We start from the raw sequence: 17,642 nt of genomic DNA on the forward strand, positions 1-17,642 counted from the left end.
CGCAGCGACGGCGGCAGCTCGGGCAGGCGTGCCGGGCTGGGTGGCTACTCGCCGGCCAGGACGAAGTAGCTTTCCTCCTCCTGCAGGTAGTGGAGTTGCAGCAGGGCGTGCAGCCCGTAGGTGCAGGCGAGCAGGTCCTCCCTGCGCTCCTGGTCGAGGTCGCCGCCCTCGGCGAGGGCGTCGAGGTGGGTCTGGACCCGGCGGGTGAGCCGACCGATCTCGGCGTGTGCCCGGCTCATCGGCGCGACCGCCTCGTCGGACCCCAGGGCGCGGGCCAGGGCCGGGTAGAGCTCGGCCTCCTCGGCCTCCTCGTGCGGGACGAGCCGTTCCACCAGCCCGGCCCGGGCCCGGCGCAGCGCCTCGACCGCCTCCGGGGTCGGCCCGTCGGCCAGCGCATCAGCGGCTGCCCGGACGAGCGGGAGGACCTGGTGCAGGTCGTCCTGCTCGGCGGCGAAGCGGCGCAGCAGCACCTGGGTCGCCGGCTCCACGGGGCGTCCACCGACCGCGCCACCCCGGAGGGCCCGGAGTGCGTTGAGGATGACCGCGACGTCGATGGCCTCCTGCAGCAGAGCCCCCGCCGCAGGCGGGATCAGCCCGGCCGCGGCCAGCCCCATCGCGGTGAGGGACAGGCCCATGCCGGCCGCCGCGCTCTGCACCGCGACCCGCCGGGCGTACCGGGCGATCTCCATCGCGTCGGCGACCCGGTCGAGCCGGTCGGTGGTGAGCACCACGTCGGCGGCCTCGGAGGAGGCGGTCGAGCCACGAGCGCCCATCGCGATCCCGACCGTGGCCGCGGCGAGCGCCGGGGCGTCGTTCAGGCCGTCCCCGACCATCACCGTGACCGCCTGCTCCCGCTCGGCCCGCACCGCCGCCACCTTGCCGGCCGGCGTCTGCTGGGCGCGCACCTCGTCCAGCCCCAGCACGGCGCCGACCTCCTCCGCCGGTTCGCGCCGGTCGCCGGTCAGCATCACCAGGCGGGTGATGCCGGCCGATCGCAGGCGGCGCATCGTCCGGGCGGCGTCCGGACGCAGCGGGTCCTTCAGCAGCAGCGCCCCCACCAGGACCCCGTCGACCTCGACCCACACCAGGGCGCAGCCGTCGAGCCCGGCCCGGCCGACCGCCGTGCGTGCCCAGGCGGCGTCCGGGACGGTGTCCTGCTTGCCGACCCGCACGCGTGCGCCGTCGACCAGGGCGAGGACACCACGACCGGGCTCTTCCCGGACGTCGGCCGGCAGCACCAGCGGGACGCCGCGCGCCCGCGCCTCGGCGACCACGGCCTCGGCCAGCACGTGCGGGGACAGCTGGTCGGCCGAGGCCGCCAGCCGCAGCACCTCCGGCGCGGTCCGACCGGGGGCGGTCACCACCTCGGTCACCGCCGGCCGGCCGGCCGTCAGCGTGCCGGTCTTGTCCAGCACCATGGTCCGGGCGGAACCCAGGCTCTCCAGCGCACCGCCACCGCGGACGACCACCCCCAGCCGCGACGTCCGGGACAGGCCGGAGACGATCGCCACCGGGGCCGCCAGCAGTAGCGGGCACGGCGTCGCCACGACCAGCACCGCCACGGCGCGGTCCGGCGTCCCGCTGACCACCCAGGCGAGCCCGGCGACGACGAGGGAGAGCGGCAGGAACCAGGCGGCGAACCGGTCGGCCAGCCGGACCACCGGCGCGTTGTCGGCGCCGGCCTGCTGCACCAGCGCGACGATCCCGGCGTAGGTGCTCGCGGCGGCCGGGACGGTGCAGCGCAGCGCGACGGCACCGCCGGCGTTCAGCGTGCCGCTGCGCACGGCGTCGCCGACGGCGCGCTCGACCAGCTCCGGCTCCCCGGTCAGCGCCGACTCGTCCAGGACCGCGAGGCTGTCGACCACGACCCCGTCGACCGGGAGGACCTCGCCGGGCCCCACCAGCACCAGGTCACCGACGGCCACCTCGTCCACGGGCACCTCGGACACCACGGACCCGACCCGGCGACGCGCCGTCCTCGGCGCCCGCGCCAGCAGCGCCCGCAGGTCCCGGGTCGCCCGGCGCTGCGCGGCCGCGTCCAGGGCCCGGCCGGTGGCCAGCATGACCGCGATCAGCGCGCCGGCCAGGTGCTCGCCGACCGCCAGCGTCCCGAGCAGGGCGAGCAGGGCGATCAGGTCCACGCCGAGCCGCCGTCGCAGCAGGCCGGCCACCACCCACACCACCGAGGGCACGACCGCGACGAGCGTGGCCGTGGCCCACAGCAGGTCGTCCTCCCGACCGGTCCCGACCGCCCGGGCGAGGCCTCCGGCCGCCAGCAGCCCCAGCGTGACGGTCAGCAGCGCCGGCTCCACCCAGCGGCGCCACCGCGACACCGCTGTCTGCCGGCGGGGGTCGGGTGCTCCGGACACGTTCCGCTCCTCGTCGAGGTACCTCTACCGGGCCGAGGCGCCGCTGCCGACGGGCACCCCCGCGACGGGGCGTCCGTCCAGGCCCGGCACCACGGGGGTCAGCTGCCTCGACCGCCCCGGTCCTCCGGCCGGCGCAGCAGGCTCACCAGCGTCGTGGCGCCGGCCGCATCGGTGATCTTCAGGGCAGCACCGCGGGGGACGAGGTCGAAGAGGACCTCCTGCGGCGAGTGGACGAGGTGACGCAGTACCACCGTGTCGTGCGGCGGCTTCCCCCCGACCGAGATGACCAGCACGTCGTCCTGGTGGTCGTAGGTGATGCCGTGGAAGGGCAGGTGGTCCACCAGCGGGTTGTCCCCGCCTCCGGCGTCCACCACCTCGATGGTCACGTCGTGGCCCGCGTGGTCGGCGGTGAGCCGGTTGGTCAGCTCGGGCCATCCGCCGCGCTCCACGCCTGAGGTCGTGGTCATGTCCTTCCTCCAGTCCGGTCGTCCGGGGCGGACCCGCTCGTCCGTCGCTCACATCACCAGGTGCGCCGACCGGCCCGTGACCTGCTCGAGGTCCTCGGTGGCCACCTGCAGCAACCGGTGGCCCAGGTCGCCGAGGGCTCGGGCGACGGCGATCTCGTCGCCGATCTCGGGGACGTCCGGATCGGCGGGGTCCAGGCGCGCGAACCCCACGCCGACCAGGTCGTCGGTGTCCCGGGTCCGCAGGTGGGCGACGGCGCGGGTGCGTCCGTCGTGCTCGCCGATGTCGATCCGGAGGGTCCAGGTCTTGGTCGCGTGCACGTCGGTCTCCTCGCTCGGGGTGCTGCGTCACCGACCCTGCCGCCGCAGCGGGCTCGCCGATGCGGTCGGAGGGCTGCGGGGCCCAGGACCAACGGCCCTCCGGTGCGTCTCGCTCCGGCCCTGGCGGGTGCGTTCTGCCCCGGGCGACCGTGCAGGTGAGGAGAGGAGTCCCCATGTCCGCTGCCACCCGCCCGCACGGGACCGCCGCCTGGCTGGACCTGACGACGCCGGACCTGGACGCGGCCGCCGACTTCTACTCCCGGCTGCTGGCCTGGGACCTGGAGGCGGCGGAGACCCCGATGGGCCGCTACGTGACCGGATCGATCGATGCGGGCCCCGTCGCGGGCATGATGGCGGCCCCTCCCGACGCGACCGACACGGTCCCGGCCTGGGCGGTCTTCTTCGACGTGACCGATGTCGACGAGGTGTTCGACCGTGCCCGCCGGCTGGGGGGCACCGGGCTGCAGCCGCCGACCCGGGTCCCCGGGGGTGCCCGGATCGCGGTGGTCGGCGACCCGGCCGGTGCGGTCGTCGGCCTCCTCCAGTCCGACGGCGGGACCCCGATGGCGTGGGGCGTGACCGGTGCGGTGGCCTGGGTGGAGTGCCAGAGCCGTGACGTCGAGGCGAGTGAGGCGTTCTACGCCGACCTCCTGGGCTGGACCCGGGGAGGGGAGGTCGACGGCTACCGGGTCCTGGAGTGCGGCGGCGAGCAGGTGGCCGGGCTGATGACCATGCCCGCAGAGGTACCGGCCGAGGCGCCGAGCTGCTGGCTGGCCTACTTCGCGGTGGACGACGTCGGTGCGGCGTGCGCGCGGGCAGCGGAGCTCGGCGGCACCGTGGTCGTGCCGCCGATGACGCTCCAGGACACGACCTTCGCCGTGATGACCGATCCCTTCGGCGCGCTGTTCGCCGTCCTCGGCACGTCCGGCTGACCGGGCCTCCTCGCCCTGACGTCGCGATCCGGGTCCGCCGGGCGGCGACGGGGCGGAGCCGTGGGCCGATCGGGGCTCGCCCCGGTCGGGGACGCGGGAGCCGGTCGGGTCAGGTGGCCAGGGAGCCGGCGAAGACCTGCCAGGCGAGGGCGCTCTTGGCGACCAGGCTCAGCACCAGGTAGGCCTGCTCGCCGAAGGCGTAGCTGCGCCAGGGGCCGACCTGCCGGTACTGCAGCCACTGGTTGAGCGCGAAGCTCATGAAGAAGACGAAGAGCGAGACGAAGATCCCGATGACGAAGCCGGGTACCTGCTCGGCGCCGACGATGTTGGCGGTGATCGCCACCCACGGCGCGGCTCCGGCGATGCAGCCGGACCAGAACGGCAGCATGGTCGTCCGGGCGCGGCCGGGCGGGTTCACCAGCTCCTGCAGCCAGCCGAACAGGATCATGGCGACGTTCGCGCCGGCGATGCCGATGAGCGCGCTCAGCCCGGTGATGCCGGTGTAGGCGCAGATCAGCAGCACCATGATCGTCGAGCTGAGCGAGTACTCGACCCAGCGGAACCGGTTGATCCCGCGGCGCAGGTCCTGCTCGTAGCGGCGGCGCAGCACCGTGCCGGTCAGCAGGTGGTCCACGGCGGCCAGCGCCAGGAAGACCGCGATCGCCGCGCCCACGCCGACGTCGACCAGCGGCTCCGGCGCCGGCACCGCCGTGCCGGGCGGACCGGTCGGGAACGACGAGGTCACGGTGACGGCGAAGCTGCTCGCCAGCACGAGGACGGCGGCGGCCTGCGCGGCGTGCAGCACCGTCAGCGCCAGGTTCCAGGACCGGAGACCGGCCAGCCGTGCCTCGTCCACGCCGGTCGCGACGGGGGCGGGGCTGGGACGGGGGGTGTCGCTCACGACGACCTCCTGGTCGGTGGGTCCGGCGGGTCCGGGAGGTCGGGAGCCTGCCGGCGACGGCGGCTGTCTCGTCGATGCCCTGCGGCTCCGACACCGAGGAACGTCCGGGCCCGCGGCGGACCGCGGCGGTGCCAGGACGTCGTCCGGCGCGCACCGCCCGGGTGACCACCTGCTCCGGGGGGAGGTCACATGCTGGCAGGCGGGTCGCCCGACCAGGGCGGCCCGCCTCCTGCGGGTGCGGACGGCTGCGGGGTTCCTGGCGGGTGCCGCAGAGCGCGGACCGCCAGGAGGGCGGCCGGCCGCCGTGGTCAGAACTGGAAGACGACGCGGGCGGGGACGTGTCCGGAGAGCACGTCGGCCATCGCCTCGTTGACCTCGTCGAGCTTGCGGTCGACGGCGATGACCTTCGTGCGGCCGGCGGCGTGCAGGGCGAAGACGTCGGCCAGGTCGTTGCGGGTGCCGACGATCGAGCCGATGACCGACTTGCCGGTGAGCACCAGGTCGAAGATCGGCACCTCCATCGTGCCGTCGGCCGGCAGGGCCACGCAGACCAGTCGCCCGCCCCGGCGCAGCGACCGGTAGGCCTGGTCGAAGGACCGCGGTGAGGCGGCCAGTGCGACGGCCACGTCGGCGCCGCCGAGCGCCTGGATGGCGGCCACGGGGTCGGTGGTGGCCGCGTTGACCACCTCGTCGGCACCGAGGTCGCGGGCCATCTCGAGCTTGTCGTCCTGGACGTCGACGGCGATGGTGAACCCGCCGGCGATGCGTGCGTACTGCAGGGCCAGGTGGCCGAGCCCGCCGATGCCGAAGACGGCGACGGTCTCGGCCGGCGCGACCCGGGCGACCTTGACGGCCTTGTAGGTCGTGACGCCGGCGCAGGTCAGCGGCGCGGCGTCCAGGCTGGAGACACCGTCGGGCACCGGGGTGGCGAAGGCCGCGGAGACGACGGCGTACTCGGCGAACGCACCGTCGACCGAGTAGCCGGAGTTCTGCTGCGTCTCGCACAGGGTCTCCCAGCCGCTGATGCAGGAGCGGCACTGACCGCAGGCGGACCCCAGCCAGGCGATGGCGACCCGCTCGCCGACCGAGCGCGAGGTGACGCCGTCCCCGAGCTGCTCGACGACCCCGACACCCTCGTGCCCCGGGACGAACGGGGGAGTGGGCTTGACCGGCCAGTCGCCGTGCGCGGCGTGGATGTCGGTGTGGCACAGGCCGCTGGTCTCCATCCGGACCAGCACCTGACCCGGGCCGGGCTGGGGGACCGGGACCTCACGGACCTGCAGCGGGGAGCCCAGTTCGGTGACGACGGCGGCCTTCATGGCGATCTCCATTCGACGAGGTGTGCCTTCGCCGTCGAGCCTGCGCAGCCGGGCCGCCACCGCGGAGGGTCCAACGTCACCGGCCGACGGGGGAGCTGGGCCCGACTCCGCGCGCTGGCGAGCGCGACCGGTCCGAGACCGGCCAGGAGTCCTCCCGAGTCGGGACGAAGGTCCCTGCCTGCCGGGAGCGCAGCAGCCGATGGTCTCCAGGGATCGCCCACCGGCGTGCGACCCGCACGCGAGACGTGTCCGTCGGAGCAGAGACGAGGAACCCCAGGTGGACGTCCTGGACATCGCACGCTGGCAGTTCGGGATCACGACCGTCTACCACTTCCTGATGGTGCCGCTGACGCTCGGCCTGGGGATCCTGGTCGCGGTCATGCACACGATGTGGGTGCGCACCGACTCCCCCGAGTGGCTGCGGATGACCCGTTTCTGGGGCCGCATCTACCTGATCAACTTCGTGCTCGGGGTGGCCACCGGTCTGGTGCAGGAGTTCCAGTTCGGGCTGGCGTGGAGTGAGTACAGCCGCTTCGTCGGTGACGTGTTCGGCTCGCTGCTGGCTCTTGAGGCGCTGCTGGCGTTCTTCCTCGAGTCGACGTTCCTGGGTCTGTGGATCTTCGGCTGGGGCCGGATCCCGAAGAAGGTGCACCTGGCCACCCTGTGGGCGGCGGTGATCGGCTCGATCGTCAGCGCGTACTTCATCATCGCGGCCAACTCCTGGATGCAGCACCCCGTCGGCGTCGTCACCGACGACGCCACCGGCCGCCCCGAGCAGGTCGACTTCCTCGCCGTGCTGACCAACAACACCGCGCTGGCCGCCTTCAGCCACACCATCGCCGGCGCGCTCATGGTGGCGGGGGCGCTCCTGGTGGGCATCGGGCTGTTCCACCTGCGCCGGCGCCGTCTGGCCGGGCTGTCGGTGGCGGACGTCGACCGCTCGGTGTGGCGGCGCTCGGTGCGACTCGGTGGCTACGTGTCCCTCGCGGCCTTCATCGCGGTGGCCGTGACCGGCGACGTGCAGGGCAAGCTGATGTACGAGCAGCAGCCGCTGAAGATGAGCTCGGCCGAGGCGCTGTGCACCACCGAGGCACCGGCGCCCTTCTCGGTCTTCGCCTTCGGCAAGCTCGGCTCCAACGAGTGCGACGACGTCCACTCCTTCACGATCCCGCGCGTCCTGAGCTACCTCGCACACGGTGACTTCTCCACGGCGGTGCCGGGGGTCAACGAGCTGCAGCAGGAGTACGCCGCGGCCTACGGCGCCACCTACCCCGACGACCCGAGCTTCGGCGACAAGGCCGGCGAGGAGATCGACTACACCCCGCTGCTGGCCGTCACCTACTGGAACTTCCGGCTGATGATCGGCATGGGCGCCGTCTCCGCGGCCGTGGGCGCCTACGCCCTGTGGGCCACCCGCAGGGGCCGGGTGCCCACCAACCCGATCGCCGTCTACGGCTCGCTGGCCGCGATCGGCGCCCCGTTCGTGGCCAACGCGGCGGGCTGGCTCTTCACCGAGATGGGCCGCCAGCCCTTCGTCGTCTACCCCAACCCCGACGTCCCGCGCGCCGAGCAGGTGTACTTCTTCACCGCGCAGGCGGTCTCCCCGGGTGTCAGCGCGGCAGAGGTCTGGACGTCGCTGAGCTCCTTGACCGTCGTCTACGGCGCCCTGGCCGTGGTGGAGCTCTGGCTGGTCGTGAGGTTCGTCCGCCGGGGGACCACCACCGGTGACGGCGCCCCGACCCCGGGGTCCACCCCGGATGACGACGCCACCCCGGACGACGACGCCACCCCGGGCAGTGCCAGCACCCGGCAGCCCGATGACGACGGCGTCCTGTCCTTCGCGTACTGACCACCGACTGAGCGAGAAGAGCTGACATGGACCTGCAGACCGTCTGGTTCGTCGCCGTCGCGGTGCTCTGGACCGGCTTCCTGCTGCTGGAGGGCTTCGACTTCGGCGTCGCCGCCCTGCTGCCGGTGCTCGGCCGCCAGCAGGCCGACCGGCACCTGATGCTGCGCTCGATCGGCCCGCTGTGGGACGGCAACGAGGTGTGGCTGATCACCGCCGCCGGCGCGGTGTTCGCCGCCTTCCCCGGCTGGTACGCCACCTGGCTGCCCGCCCTCTACCTGCCCTTCGTCCTCGTCCTGGTCGGGCTGATCATCCGCGCGGTCGCCTTCGAATGGCGACACAGCCACCACACCACCCAGTGGGACACCACCTGGACCCGGGTCATCACCACCGGCTCCCTCATCGCCGCCCTGGGCATCGGCGCCGCCCTCGGGGCCACCACGATCGGCCTGCCCATCGACGCCGAGGGCACCCGCGTCGGCGGGGCCTTCGCCGGCATCGGCTGGCCCGCCGCCCTCGGCGCGGTCGCCGTCCTCGGCTTCTCCCTCGTCCACGGCGCGGTGTTCCTCGCACTCAAGACCGACGGGCCGGTCCGGCTGGCCGCCCGCGCCTTCGCCCGCCGCTGGGCACCGGTCGCCGCGCTGCCGCTGCTGACCTGGGCCGGGCTGGTGCACCTGCGCGGCGGCAACGCGATCACCGCCGTGCTGTGGCTGGTCGCCGCCCTCGCCGTGCTGGTGGCCTGGGCCCGCATCCGCCTCGACCGCGAAGGCCAGGCCTTCACCGCCTGGGCGGTCGTGCTGCTCGCCTCCACCGCCACCATCTTCGGCGCGCTCCACCCCGTCGTCGTCCCCTCCACCATCAGCAGCGCCTACGACGTCACCATCACCAGCGCCTCGGTCAGCGACTACACCCTCACCGTCATGACCTGGGCCGCCGGCATCGGCCTCCCGGTCGTGCTGGGCTACCAGGCCTGGACCTACTGGGTCTTCCGCAAGCGCCTGTCCGCCGAGCCCGAGACGCCCGTCGCCGCCGGCGAGGCGGTGTCCGCCTGACCGGGCTGCCTCGGGCGCTCCTGCGGGCTGGTGGGCACGGTCGGCGGCCCTGGGCGCGCGCGTCGACTCCCGGCATCGGTCAAGCTGCCGTCCTTGCGCCAGGACCTTGGTCCTGACTTCGGGTGCTCACCTGCACAGGTGCGGCCGGTGGTCGATAGCGGGAGTGGGCTGTCTCACAGGCCCACGGTCACCTGCACCACCGGGGCCGCGGCGACGCTGACAGCGTCGTCGCCCCGGTCCACCCGACACGACATGACGAGACCGCAGCGGCGGTCCTGCAGGAGGGCACCACCGTGATGCGCCGGACCGACAAGACGACCGAGCTGACCGCGCCGATGCTCCCGCGCGACATCGAGGCGGTCGAACAGGCGATCCTGGCCCTCGAAGGTGGCATCAGCGGCTCTGCGGACGCCCACCAGGTCATCACCCGGACGCTGGTGACCGAGCTCGGCCTCGGCTACGGCGCTGTCTGGCTGCTCGGAGGCGACGGCTCCTTCCACTTCTCCGGCGAGTCCGGTCAGTTCGCCCCGGCGATCGCGGCCCGTGCCCGGACCGACCGGCTGACCGCCGCTGACGGATGCGCCGGACAGGCGATCCGCGAGCGCGCAGCGGTGGTCATGGACCCGGCCGCGGGTCCGACCACGTGTGCCCGATGGAGCGCGGCCCTGGCGGCCGGCGCATCCTCGGGATGCGTCCTGCCACTCGTGGAGAACGGTCGGGTGACCGCTCTGTACGAGTACTACGGCACGTCGGCGATGCCCTTCCTGGGTGGGCGCAGGGAGAAGTGGGACGCCCTGGGCCGGCTGCTCAGCCACGCCCGGCTCGCCGCGCTCGCCACGGCTCAGCTGCAGGAGACCCTCGACGACCGGCGGGCCGTCACGACCGTGGTCACCGAGATGGGTGCTGCCGTCGACCAGGAGGGGACGCTGCGGATCGCGCTGGACACCGTGCGCGAGGCCTTCGTCTGGGCGTACGGCTCCTACTGGGCGCTGGACGAGTCGGCCGGCCTGCTGCGCTTCCAGCAGGAGTCCGGCTCGGCCGGTGAGGAGTTCCGCAAGGTCACCCTGGCCGCCTCCTTCGCCGAGGGCGTGGGCCTGTCCGGGCGGGCGTGGAAGTCCCGCGACCTGTTCTTCACCGCCGACATCGGGGAGATGACCGACTGCGTGCGCGCCCCCGCCGCCCAGCGCGCCGGGGTGAGGTCCGGCGTGTGCTTCCCGCTCATGGTCGGTGGGCGGGTGATCGGCACGATGGACTTCTTCGTCACCGAGACCATCGAGCTGTCGGAGTCCCGCGCCTCGGCGCTGCGCAACGTGCAGCAGCTGGTCTCCCAGCGGCTGGACGTGCTGCGCCGCACCGAGGAGTCCGCCGACAACGCCCGCGAGCTGCTGGACACCGTCTCCCGGCTGCGCGAGGCCGCCGACGACGCCGGGCGGGTCGCCGAGAGCGCGGTCAGCCAGGCCTCCACCATGACCGGGGAGGTGCTGGCCCTGGACGAGGCCTCGGCCGCGGTCGGTGAGGTCATCCGGATCATCTCCGGGATCGCCGACCAGACCAACCTGCTGGCGCTGAACGCCACCATCGAGGCCGCCCGCGCCGGTGAGCTGGGCAAGGGCTTCGCGGTCGTGGCCAGCGAGGTCAAGGACCTGGCCCGCGAGACCGCCAGCGCCACCCAGAAGGTCTCCGACCAGATCGCCGGCATCCAGGCCAGCAGCAAGGCCGTGGCCAGCGGCATCCACACCACCAGCGAGATCATCGGCCAGCTCGACGCCGTCCAGGCCCGCATCGGTGAGGTGCTGGAGGAGCAGGCCCGGATGGCCCACGACTTCGACGTCACCTGACGGGCCGGCCGGGGACACGGCCGCCGGTCGGCCCGGCGCCCAGCCGGCCCGCCGCTCGGCACGGCTGAGCGGGACGTCGCGGCCGAGCAGATGTCCCCTGTCCCTCCCGCTGCCCGCGCCGCGGACCGACGCGGGGGAGTGCCCGGTGCGACGGCAGGGTCGACCAGCGTCGCGCCGGCTCGGGCAGGACACCTCCCGGGGCGGGGCGACGACGGACCTCCGGCCCTGGCTCCCCGTCCCGGGCCCACCGAGCCTGATCGACGTGCGGATCGTCCAGCGGCACCCGGTGGCCGCCTTCGTCGTCCTGGCCCTGACCCTGAGCTGGGCGGCGTGGCTGCCCCTGCTGGCCCAGACCCAGGGATGGGTCGGTGCAGCACCACGACGCGAGCTGCACCTGCTGGGCAGCCTGGGGCCGGCGGCCGCCGCCGTGGTCGTCGTCGGCTGCACCCGGGGCGTGTCGGGGCTGGCCGACCTGGGGCGGCGGCTCACCGCCTGGCGCGGGCGGCGTGCGGCGTGGGTCTTCGCGCTCCTGGTCCCCGTCGTCCTGCTGGTGGTCACCGTGCCGCTCGCCGCGTGGGCGGCCGGCACCGCGCCGGACGACGTCGAGTGGACGGCGTTCGGCCGGTCCACCGAGTTCGCGGGCATGCCGCTGGTCGCGTACTGGCTGGCCAACCTGGTCTTCTTCGGTGCCGGGGAGGAGGTCGGCTGGCGGGGGTTCCTGCAGCCGCGCCTGGAGCGGCGCCACGCCCGGGTGACGGCGGCGGGACTGGTCGGCCTCGTGTGGGCCGCGTGGCACCTGCCGTTGTTCGGCATCACGCCGAGCTACCGGGCGATGCCGCTCGTGGGGTTCGTCGGCTTCGCGATGAGCATCTGGGTCGCGTCCTGGATCTTCGCCTGGCTGCTGCACCTGGGCCGGGGCAGCCTGCTGGTCGTGGCGGTCTTCCACGCCTGGTTCGACGTCGCCACCAACTCGCCGGTGGGCGTCCCCGGCCTGCCCACCGCGATGGGTGCGGCGGTGACCGTCCTCGGACTGTGGGTGCTCCGCCGCCTGCTGCGGTCCGCCGGTCCGGACGCGGGGCGCCAGGACCCCGCTGACCTGTCCGGTGCAGACCGGCCCTAGCGCCGTGGCCCGGTGCCCGGCACCTCGGGCGACGACGCGGGCAGCGCGTCCCGGAGCAGCGCCTCGAGGCCGGCGAGGCGTTCCTCGACCGCCGCCAGCTGCGCCTCGAGCCGGCGCTCGAGGAGGTCGGCCTCCTCCTCGAGCAGCAGCTCCTCCTCGCGGGCGACCTGCCGGGCCACGGCCAGCGCGACGACCGCGGCGACCGCGCCGATCACGGCGACCCCGACGACCATGACCCCGGCCGCCACCCAGCGCCCCGGCGTCGTGACCGGGACGAAGTCCCCGTAGCCGACGGTCGTCATGGTCGACAGCGCCCACCACAGCGCGTCCCCCCACGAGCGCAGCGACGCGGTCGGGTGCCCGGACTCCATGAGCCAGAGCACCGTGCCACCGCCGAGCACCACGGCGACGGACACCGCGCTGACCGCCAGCACCAGCCGGGCCACGACCGACCAGGTGACCGACCGGGTGGCCGACCGGGTGGCCGGGGCCGGGACGTCGCGTCGCAGGCTCCGTCCGCGCGCAGCCGGCGCCCGCTCAGCGCCGCCGGCCACACGCCCGGCCACGACCGGGCCGTGCGGCTCGGCGCCGGGGGGACGCTGTCCGGCGGCCCCACCGGAACCAGGCCAGCGGGCCGATCCAGTTGACCGCGATGACCAGGGCCCACCGGCCCTTGGACCCGTTGACCTGATCGGCGGGCCGGGTCACCAGGTCGGCCCACGCCGTCGCGGCCAGCGACAGCTGCACCGACGCGGCGACCAGGACGGCGGTCTGCTGGCGGCTGCTCAGCTCCGCCCAGCGGCGAACGGGCACGGTGACTCCCCTCGGGGCAGATGTCGTGCTCAGCCCGCGCTGCCCACGGCGGGGGCGGGCGCGGCGACGACCTGGGCGACCGGCTGCGCCTCGCGGGCCCGGCGGTCGGCCCGGACGACGACGACCGGGCACGGGGCGTGGGCGACCAGGTGCTGGCTCACCGACCCGAGCAGCATGCCGGAGAAGCCGCCGTGCCCGCGGCTGCCGACCACGAGCAGGTCGGCGTCCGCGGCGGCGTCCAGCAGCACGACCGCGGCCCTGCCCTCGCGGACGTGCCGGTGCACCCGCTCGGCCTCGGCGGGCGGCAGCGCCTCGGTGACCGCCTGCTCCAGCACCGCGCGGGCGTTCTCCGCCCAGTCGACGTCGTCGAGGACGGTGCCCCAGCCCTGCATCTCGGGCAGGTGCCACGCCGTCACCGCGTGCACCTCACCCCCCGTGGCCGCGCCCTGGGCCACGGCCCACCGGAGGGCCCGCTGCGACGACGGCGACCCGTCCACGGCGACGACGATCGTCCGGTTCGTGCCGGCGCTGCTGTCCACGGCTCCTCCAGGGGTCTCGGGACCCCGACCCTCCGCCGGTGGCACCGCCGCGGGCAGGGTCCTTGGCCCCGACCGGCCGCGGCCGGTGGTCCCGAGCGGGCAGCGGACCGGCGGCCGCGGGGCGACCGGCCCGGCCGGTGCCGACCTTGGTCCCTGGGGCGGACGGGGCCGGCCGTCCAGCGTGGGGGCGTCCGCACCGCCCCGCACATCCGCCCAGCCGAGGAGTCCCGATGTCCGATCGCACCGAGGTGAGGGGCGGCGAGCCCACGGCCCGCCCGGCTCCCGAGGCCGAGGGGGAACACCGTTTCGGCCTGCCGACCGCCACCGCCCTGGTGGTGGGCTCGGTCATCGGCACCGGTGTCTTCGCCCTGCCGTCGGCGCTGGCCGCCTACGGACCGATCAGCCTGGTCGCCTTCGGGCTGGTGACGTTCGGGGCCCTCGCTCTCGCCCTGACCTTCGGCGCGCTGTCCCGGCGCATCCCGGGGTCCGGTGGTCCCTACGTCTACGCCCGGGAGGCGTTCGGTGACTTCGCCGGCTTCCTCACCGCGTGGTCGTACTGGATCACCGCCTGGGCCGGCAACGCCGCGATCGTCGTCGCCTGGGTCGGCTACGTCGAGGTCTTCTGGAACACCGGGCACAGCACCGGCTGGTCGATCGCCATCGCGATGGTCGGGCTCTGGCTCCCCGCGCTGGTCAACCTCTCCGGCCTGCGCAACACCGGCGCGATGCAGGTGGTCACCACGGTGCTCAAGTTCGTCCCGCTGCTGTTCATGGCCACCGTCGGGCTGCTGTTCGTCGATGCGGACAACTTCGGCTCGTTCAACGCCTCCGGGATGTCCGCCGGTGGGGCCGTCTCCGCGGCTGCGGCCATCGCGCTGTTCAGCTACCTGGGCATCGAGACCGCCTCGGTCGCCGCCGGCCGGGTGCGGGACCCGCGGCGCAACGTCGGCCTGGCCACCGTGCTGGGCACGCTGGGCTGCGCCGTGGTCTACGTCCTGGGGACGGTCACCGTCTTCGGCACCGTCCCCAACGCCGCGCTCCAGGCGTCGACCGCGCCGTTCACCGACTCCGCCGACGCCATCTTCGGCGGCGAGTGGGCCGGGCAGGCGGTGGCGGTCGCCGCGGTGGTCTCCGGTCTGGGTGCCCTGATCGGCTGGACCCTCATCGTGGCGGAGATGCCCCGCGTCGCCGCGCGGGACCGGCTGTTCCCCCGCCAGTTCGCCGCGACCCGCAACGGCGTGCCCGCCTTCGGCATCATCAGCTCGACCGTGCTGGCCTCCCTGCTGACGGTGGTCAGCTACACCAGCTTCGCGAACGTCTTCACCACGATCGTGCTGCTCAGCGTGCTGACCGCGGTCATCCCGTACCTGTTCAGCGCTGCGGCGCAGCTGTTCTGGCTGCTGACCCGCGGGCGGGCCACCCGGCCGGCACGGCTGGTCCGCGACGTGCTGGTCTCGGTGGTGGCTCTGGTCTTCTCCTTCTGGTCGCTGGCCGGCAGCGGCTACCAGGCGGTCTACTACGGCGCCTTCTGCCTGTTCCTCGGCGTCCCGGTCTACATCTGGATGAAGGTCGGCCGCGGCGAGTACGGCGAGCCGGCGTCCCCACAGCCCGCCGACGAGCTGGTCCCCACCGACGGCGCGGTGCCCGGCCCCCGGGACGGCGCCGCCGGCGACCGCGCGGGGTCCGGCGAGCCGACCGGAGGCGTGGTCGTGGCCCGGGAGGCGGTCGCCGCGCGCTCCGCCGAGATCCCGGGCCGGGGCCCGCGGGTCGACGGGCGCCGCCGTTCCCCGGCCGACCACTGATCCCCTGAGCCAGAGAGGCACACGGACATGTCCCACGAGATCGGCGTCCACTCCGAGGTCGGCCGGCTGCGCCAGGCCGTCGTCCACCGCCCGGGCCTGGAACTGGACCGGCTGACCCCGGCCAACTGCCAGGAGCTGCTGTTCGACGACGTGCTGTGGGCGGAGAAGGCCCGCGAGGAGCACGACGTCTTCGCCGGCGTCCTGCGCGACCACGGCGTCACCGTCCACCACTTCGGCGAGCTCTTCGCCGAGACGCTCAAGTCCCCGGAGGCCCGGGCGTTCGTGCTCGAGCGGGTCTGCACCGAGGCCCGGCTCGGACCGGCGCTGGCCCGGTCGGTGCGTGCGCTCGCCGAGGACCAGGGGCCGCAGGACCTGGCCGAGATCCTCGTCGGCGGGATCACCAAGGCCGACCTCTCGCCGCTGCACGTGGGCAGCCTCCGCTGGCAGACCCTGGGCCTGGACGACTTCGTCCTCACGCCCCTGCCGAACACCCTGTTCCAGCGGGACAACTCGGCGTGGATCGGCGCAGGCGTGACGATCAACCCGATGGCCAAGGCCGCCCGGCGCCGCGAGTCGGTGCACAGCCGGGCGGTGTACCGCTTCCACCCGCTGTTCGCCGGCGCCACCTTCCCGGTGTTCTACGGCGACGACGACCTCGACCACCAGCCGGCGACGCTGGAGGGCGGCGACATCCACGTGCTGGGCCGGGGCACCGTGCTCATCGGCATGGGCGAGCGCTCGACCCCGATGGGCGTGGAGGTCCTCGCCCGGCAGCTGTTCCGCGAGGGCGCCGCCCGGCAGGTCGTCGCCGTCGAGCTGCCGCGGTCGCACGCCCTCATGCACCTGGACACCGTGCTGACCATGGTCGACACCGACACCTTCGTCCGGTTCCCCTACCTGGACCCGGCGGCCCTGCGGCCCTGGGTGGTCACCCCGGCAGACCCGGACGAGGTCCTCGAGCGCGCCGACGCCGGGCTGCGCGTCGAGCGCCGCGACGACCTGTTCGCCACCCTCGCCGAGGCGCTGGAGCTCGACCGGGTGCGCGTCCTCACCGCCGACGAGGACGCCCGCAGCGCCGAACGCGAGCAGTGGAACGACGCGGACAACTTCCTCGCCGTCGCCCCCGGCGTCGTCGTCGGCTACGACCGCAACGTCGTCACCAACCAGCTGCTGCGCGACGCGGGCATCGAGGTGCTCGCCATCCCCGGCAGCGAGCTGGGCCGCGGCCGCGGCGGCGCCCGCTGCATGACCTGCCCCGTCCAGCGGGACGGCATCTGACGTGTCCGCGCCCGACCCGACCACCCCGACTGCGAGGTCCTCCACCGTGCACAGCCGCCGCCACCCCGGTTCCCTGACCAAGGAGCTCGACCTCGACGCCAAGCAGTTCCTCGAGCTCGTCGACCTGGCCTCGGACCTCAAGCAGGAGAAGGCCGAGCGCCGGCAGCAGCCCCGGCTGGCCGGCCGGGAGATCGCCCTGGTGTTCGAGAAGAACTCCACCCGCACCCGGTGCGCGTTCGAGGTCGCCGCGCACGACCTGGGTGCGCACGTCACCTACCTGGGACCCGACGGCTCGCACATCGGCCGGGAGGAGTCGATCCGGGACACCGCCCGGGTGCTCGGCCGGATGTACGACGGCATCGAGTTCCGCGGCTTCGCCCAGCAGACCGTCGAGGAGCTCGCCGACCACGCCGGCGTCCCGGTGTGGAACGGGTTGACCGACTCCTGGCACCCGACCCAGATGCTCGCCGACGTCCTCACCATGATCGAGCACCACCGCAGCCCGGTCGAGGAGATCGCCTTCTGCTTCACCGGCGACGGCCGCAACAACGTGGCCCGCTCACTGCTGGTCACCGGGGCGCTGCTGGGCATGGACGTGCGGATCGCCGCGCCGCCGGCGCTGCAGCCGCCGGCCGACGTCGTCGCGACCGCACGTGACCTGGCCGCCAGCAGCGGAGCCCGGGTGCTGGTCACCGACGACCCGGCCGCCGGCGTCGCCGGGGCGGACTTCGTCTACACCGACGTCTGGGTGAGCATGGGGGAGTCCGAGGCCGAGTGGGACGCCCGCGTGCCGCTGCTCAGCCCGTACCGGGTCACCGAGGAGCTCATGGCGGCGACCGGCCGGCCGGACAGCCGGTTCCTGCACTGCCTGCCGGCGCTGCACGACCGGAGCACCACCCTCGGCGCCCGGGTGTTCGACCGCTACGGCCTGGACGGTGCCGAGGTGAGCGACGCGGTGTTCGAGTCGGAGCGGTCGGTGGTGTTCGACCAGTCGGAGAACCGGCTGCACACGATCAAGGCCGTGCTCGTGCACGCGCTGGGGGCCTGA

Annotated in this window: 16 protein-coding genes; 8 read left to right on the top strand and 8 right to left on the bottom strand. The window is 74.3% G+C overall.

Going from position 1 to position 17,642, the window contains the following annotated elements; all coding sequences use genetic code 11:
- Window positions 1–44: 44 nt before the first annotated feature.
- The 3 genes from ACGBYP_RS10855 to ACGBYP_RS10865 all read right to left on the bottom strand — a co-directional run bounded on the left by ACGBYP_RS10855 (window position 45) and on the right by ACGBYP_RS10865 (window position 3,154).
- Window positions 45–2,369, bottom strand: a complete 2,325-nt coding sequence (locus ACGBYP_RS10855) for a heavy metal translocating P-type ATPase (protein WP_411583899.1) — start codon at window positions 2,367–2,369, stop codon at window positions 45–47.
- A gap of 98 nt (window positions 2,370–2,467) precedes the next feature.
- Window positions 2,468–2,836, bottom strand: coding sequence for a DUF5335 family protein (locus ACGBYP_RS10860; protein WP_411583901.1), 369 nt, complete (start codon window positions 2,834–2,836; stop codon window positions 2,468–2,470).
- A gap of 48 nt (window positions 2,837–2,884) precedes the next feature.
- A complete protein-coding gene (locus ACGBYP_RS10865) occupies window positions 2,885–3,154 on the bottom strand; it encodes a DUF1876 domain-containing protein (RefSeq protein WP_411583903.1) in 270 nt (89 codons plus the stop codon).
- A gap of 173 nt (window positions 3,155–3,327) precedes the next feature.
- On the opposite strand from ACGBYP_RS10865, the gene ACGBYP_RS10870 reads away from it, so the two are divergent.
- Window positions 3,328–4,086: a VOC family protein gene (locus tag ACGBYP_RS10870; RefSeq protein ID WP_411583904.1), complete on the top strand. Its 759-nt coding sequence runs from the start codon at window positions 3,328–3,330 to the stop codon at window positions 4,084–4,086.
- 109 nt (window positions 4,087–4,195) lie between these two features.
- On the opposite strand, the gene heR is transcribed toward ACGBYP_RS10870, so the two are convergent.
- Window positions 4,196–4,987, bottom strand: a complete 792-nt coding sequence (gene heR / locus ACGBYP_RS10875) for a heliorhodopsin HeR (protein WP_411583906.1) — start codon at window positions 4,985–4,987, stop codon at window positions 4,196–4,198.
- A gap of 308 nt (window positions 4,988–5,295) precedes the next feature.
- Window positions 5,296–6,306 (bottom strand): zinc-dependent alcohol dehydrogenase, encoded by a 1,011-nt coding sequence (locus ACGBYP_RS10880; RefSeq protein ID WP_411583908.1) that lies wholly within the window; start codon window positions 6,304–6,306, stop codon window positions 5,296–5,298.
- A 277-nt stretch (window positions 6,307–6,583) separates the two neighbouring features.
- Here ACGBYP_RS10880 and ACGBYP_RS10885 point away from each other — a divergent pair, with 277 nt between their 5' ends.
- From ACGBYP_RS10885 to ACGBYP_RS10900, 4 genes are all read left to right on the top strand, one after another.
- On the top strand, window positions 6,584–8,155 hold the full coding sequence (locus ACGBYP_RS10885; protein ID WP_411583910.1) for a cytochrome ubiquinol oxidase subunit I: 1,572 nt from the start codon (window positions 6,584–6,586) through the stop codon (window positions 8,153–8,155).
- A 26-nt stretch (window positions 8,156–8,181) separates the two neighbouring features.
- Entirely contained in the window at window positions 8,182–9,204 is a 1,023-nt protein-coding gene (gene cydB / locus ACGBYP_RS10890) for a cytochrome d ubiquinol oxidase subunit II (RefSeq protein ID WP_411583911.1), read from the top strand.
- 296 nt (window positions 9,205–9,500) lie between these two features.
- Window positions 9,501–11,042: a methyl-accepting chemotaxis protein gene (locus ACGBYP_RS10895; RefSeq protein ID WP_411585218.1), complete on the top strand. Its 1,542-nt coding sequence runs from the start codon at window positions 9,501–9,503 to the stop codon at window positions 11,040–11,042.
- A 262-nt stretch (window positions 11,043–11,304) separates the two neighbouring features.
- Window positions 11,305–12,162 carry a CPBP family intramembrane glutamic endopeptidase gene (locus ACGBYP_RS10900; RefSeq protein ID WP_411583913.1) on the top strand — a complete coding sequence of 286 codons (858 nt, stop codon included), beginning with the start codon at window positions 11,305–11,307 and terminating at the stop codon, window positions 12,160–12,162.
- On the opposite strand, the gene ACGBYP_RS10905 is transcribed toward ACGBYP_RS10900, so the two are convergent.
- The 3 genes from ACGBYP_RS10905 to ACGBYP_RS10915 are packed head-to-tail and all read right to left on the bottom strand — an operon-like array spanning window position 12,159 to window position 13,514.
- Window positions 12,159–12,728: a potassium channel family protein gene (locus ACGBYP_RS10905; protein ID WP_411583915.1), complete on the bottom strand. Its 570-nt coding sequence runs from the start codon at window positions 12,726–12,728 to the stop codon at window positions 12,159–12,161. The two genes, ACGBYP_RS10900 and ACGBYP_RS10905, sit on opposite strands and share 4 nt — an antisense overlap.
- Entirely contained in the window at window positions 12,700–12,975 is a 276-nt protein-coding gene (locus ACGBYP_RS10910) for a PLDc N-terminal domain-containing protein (RefSeq protein WP_411583917.1), read from the bottom strand. Before ACGBYP_RS10910 ends, ACGBYP_RS10905 begins: the two co-directional genes overlap by 29 nt.
- A 29-nt stretch (window positions 12,976–13,004) precedes the next feature.
- Window positions 13,005–13,514 (bottom strand): universal stress protein, encoded by a 510-nt coding sequence (locus ACGBYP_RS10915; RefSeq protein WP_411583919.1) that lies wholly within the window; start codon window positions 13,512–13,514, stop codon window positions 13,005–13,007.
- 230 nt (window positions 13,515–13,744) lie between these two features.
- On the opposite strand from ACGBYP_RS10915, the gene ACGBYP_RS10920 reads away from it, so the two are divergent.
- Genes ACGBYP_RS10920 through argF form a run of 3 tightly spaced genes read left to right on the top strand, consistent with a single transcriptional unit; the run spans window position 13,745 to window position 17,642 of the window.
- Entirely contained in the window at window positions 13,745–15,316 is a 1,572-nt protein-coding gene (locus ACGBYP_RS10920; protein ID WP_411583921.1) for an amino acid permease, read from the top strand.
- 27 nt (window positions 15,317–15,343) lie between these two features.
- Complete coding sequence (locus ACGBYP_RS10925; RefSeq protein ID WP_411583923.1) at window positions 15,344–16,594, top strand: arginine deiminase; 1,251 nt, start codon at window positions 15,344–15,346, stop codon at window positions 16,592–16,594.
- 46 nt (window positions 16,595–16,640) lie between these two features.
- Entirely contained in the window at window positions 16,641–17,642 is a 1,002-nt protein-coding gene (argF, locus tag ACGBYP_RS10930) for an ornithine carbamoyltransferase (protein ID WP_411583925.1), read from the top strand.

This window comes from Modestobacter sp. SSW1-42, assembly GCF_046635825.1.
Lineage (GTDB): Bacteria > Actinomycetota > Actinomycetes > Mycobacteriales > Geodermatophilaceae > Modestobacter.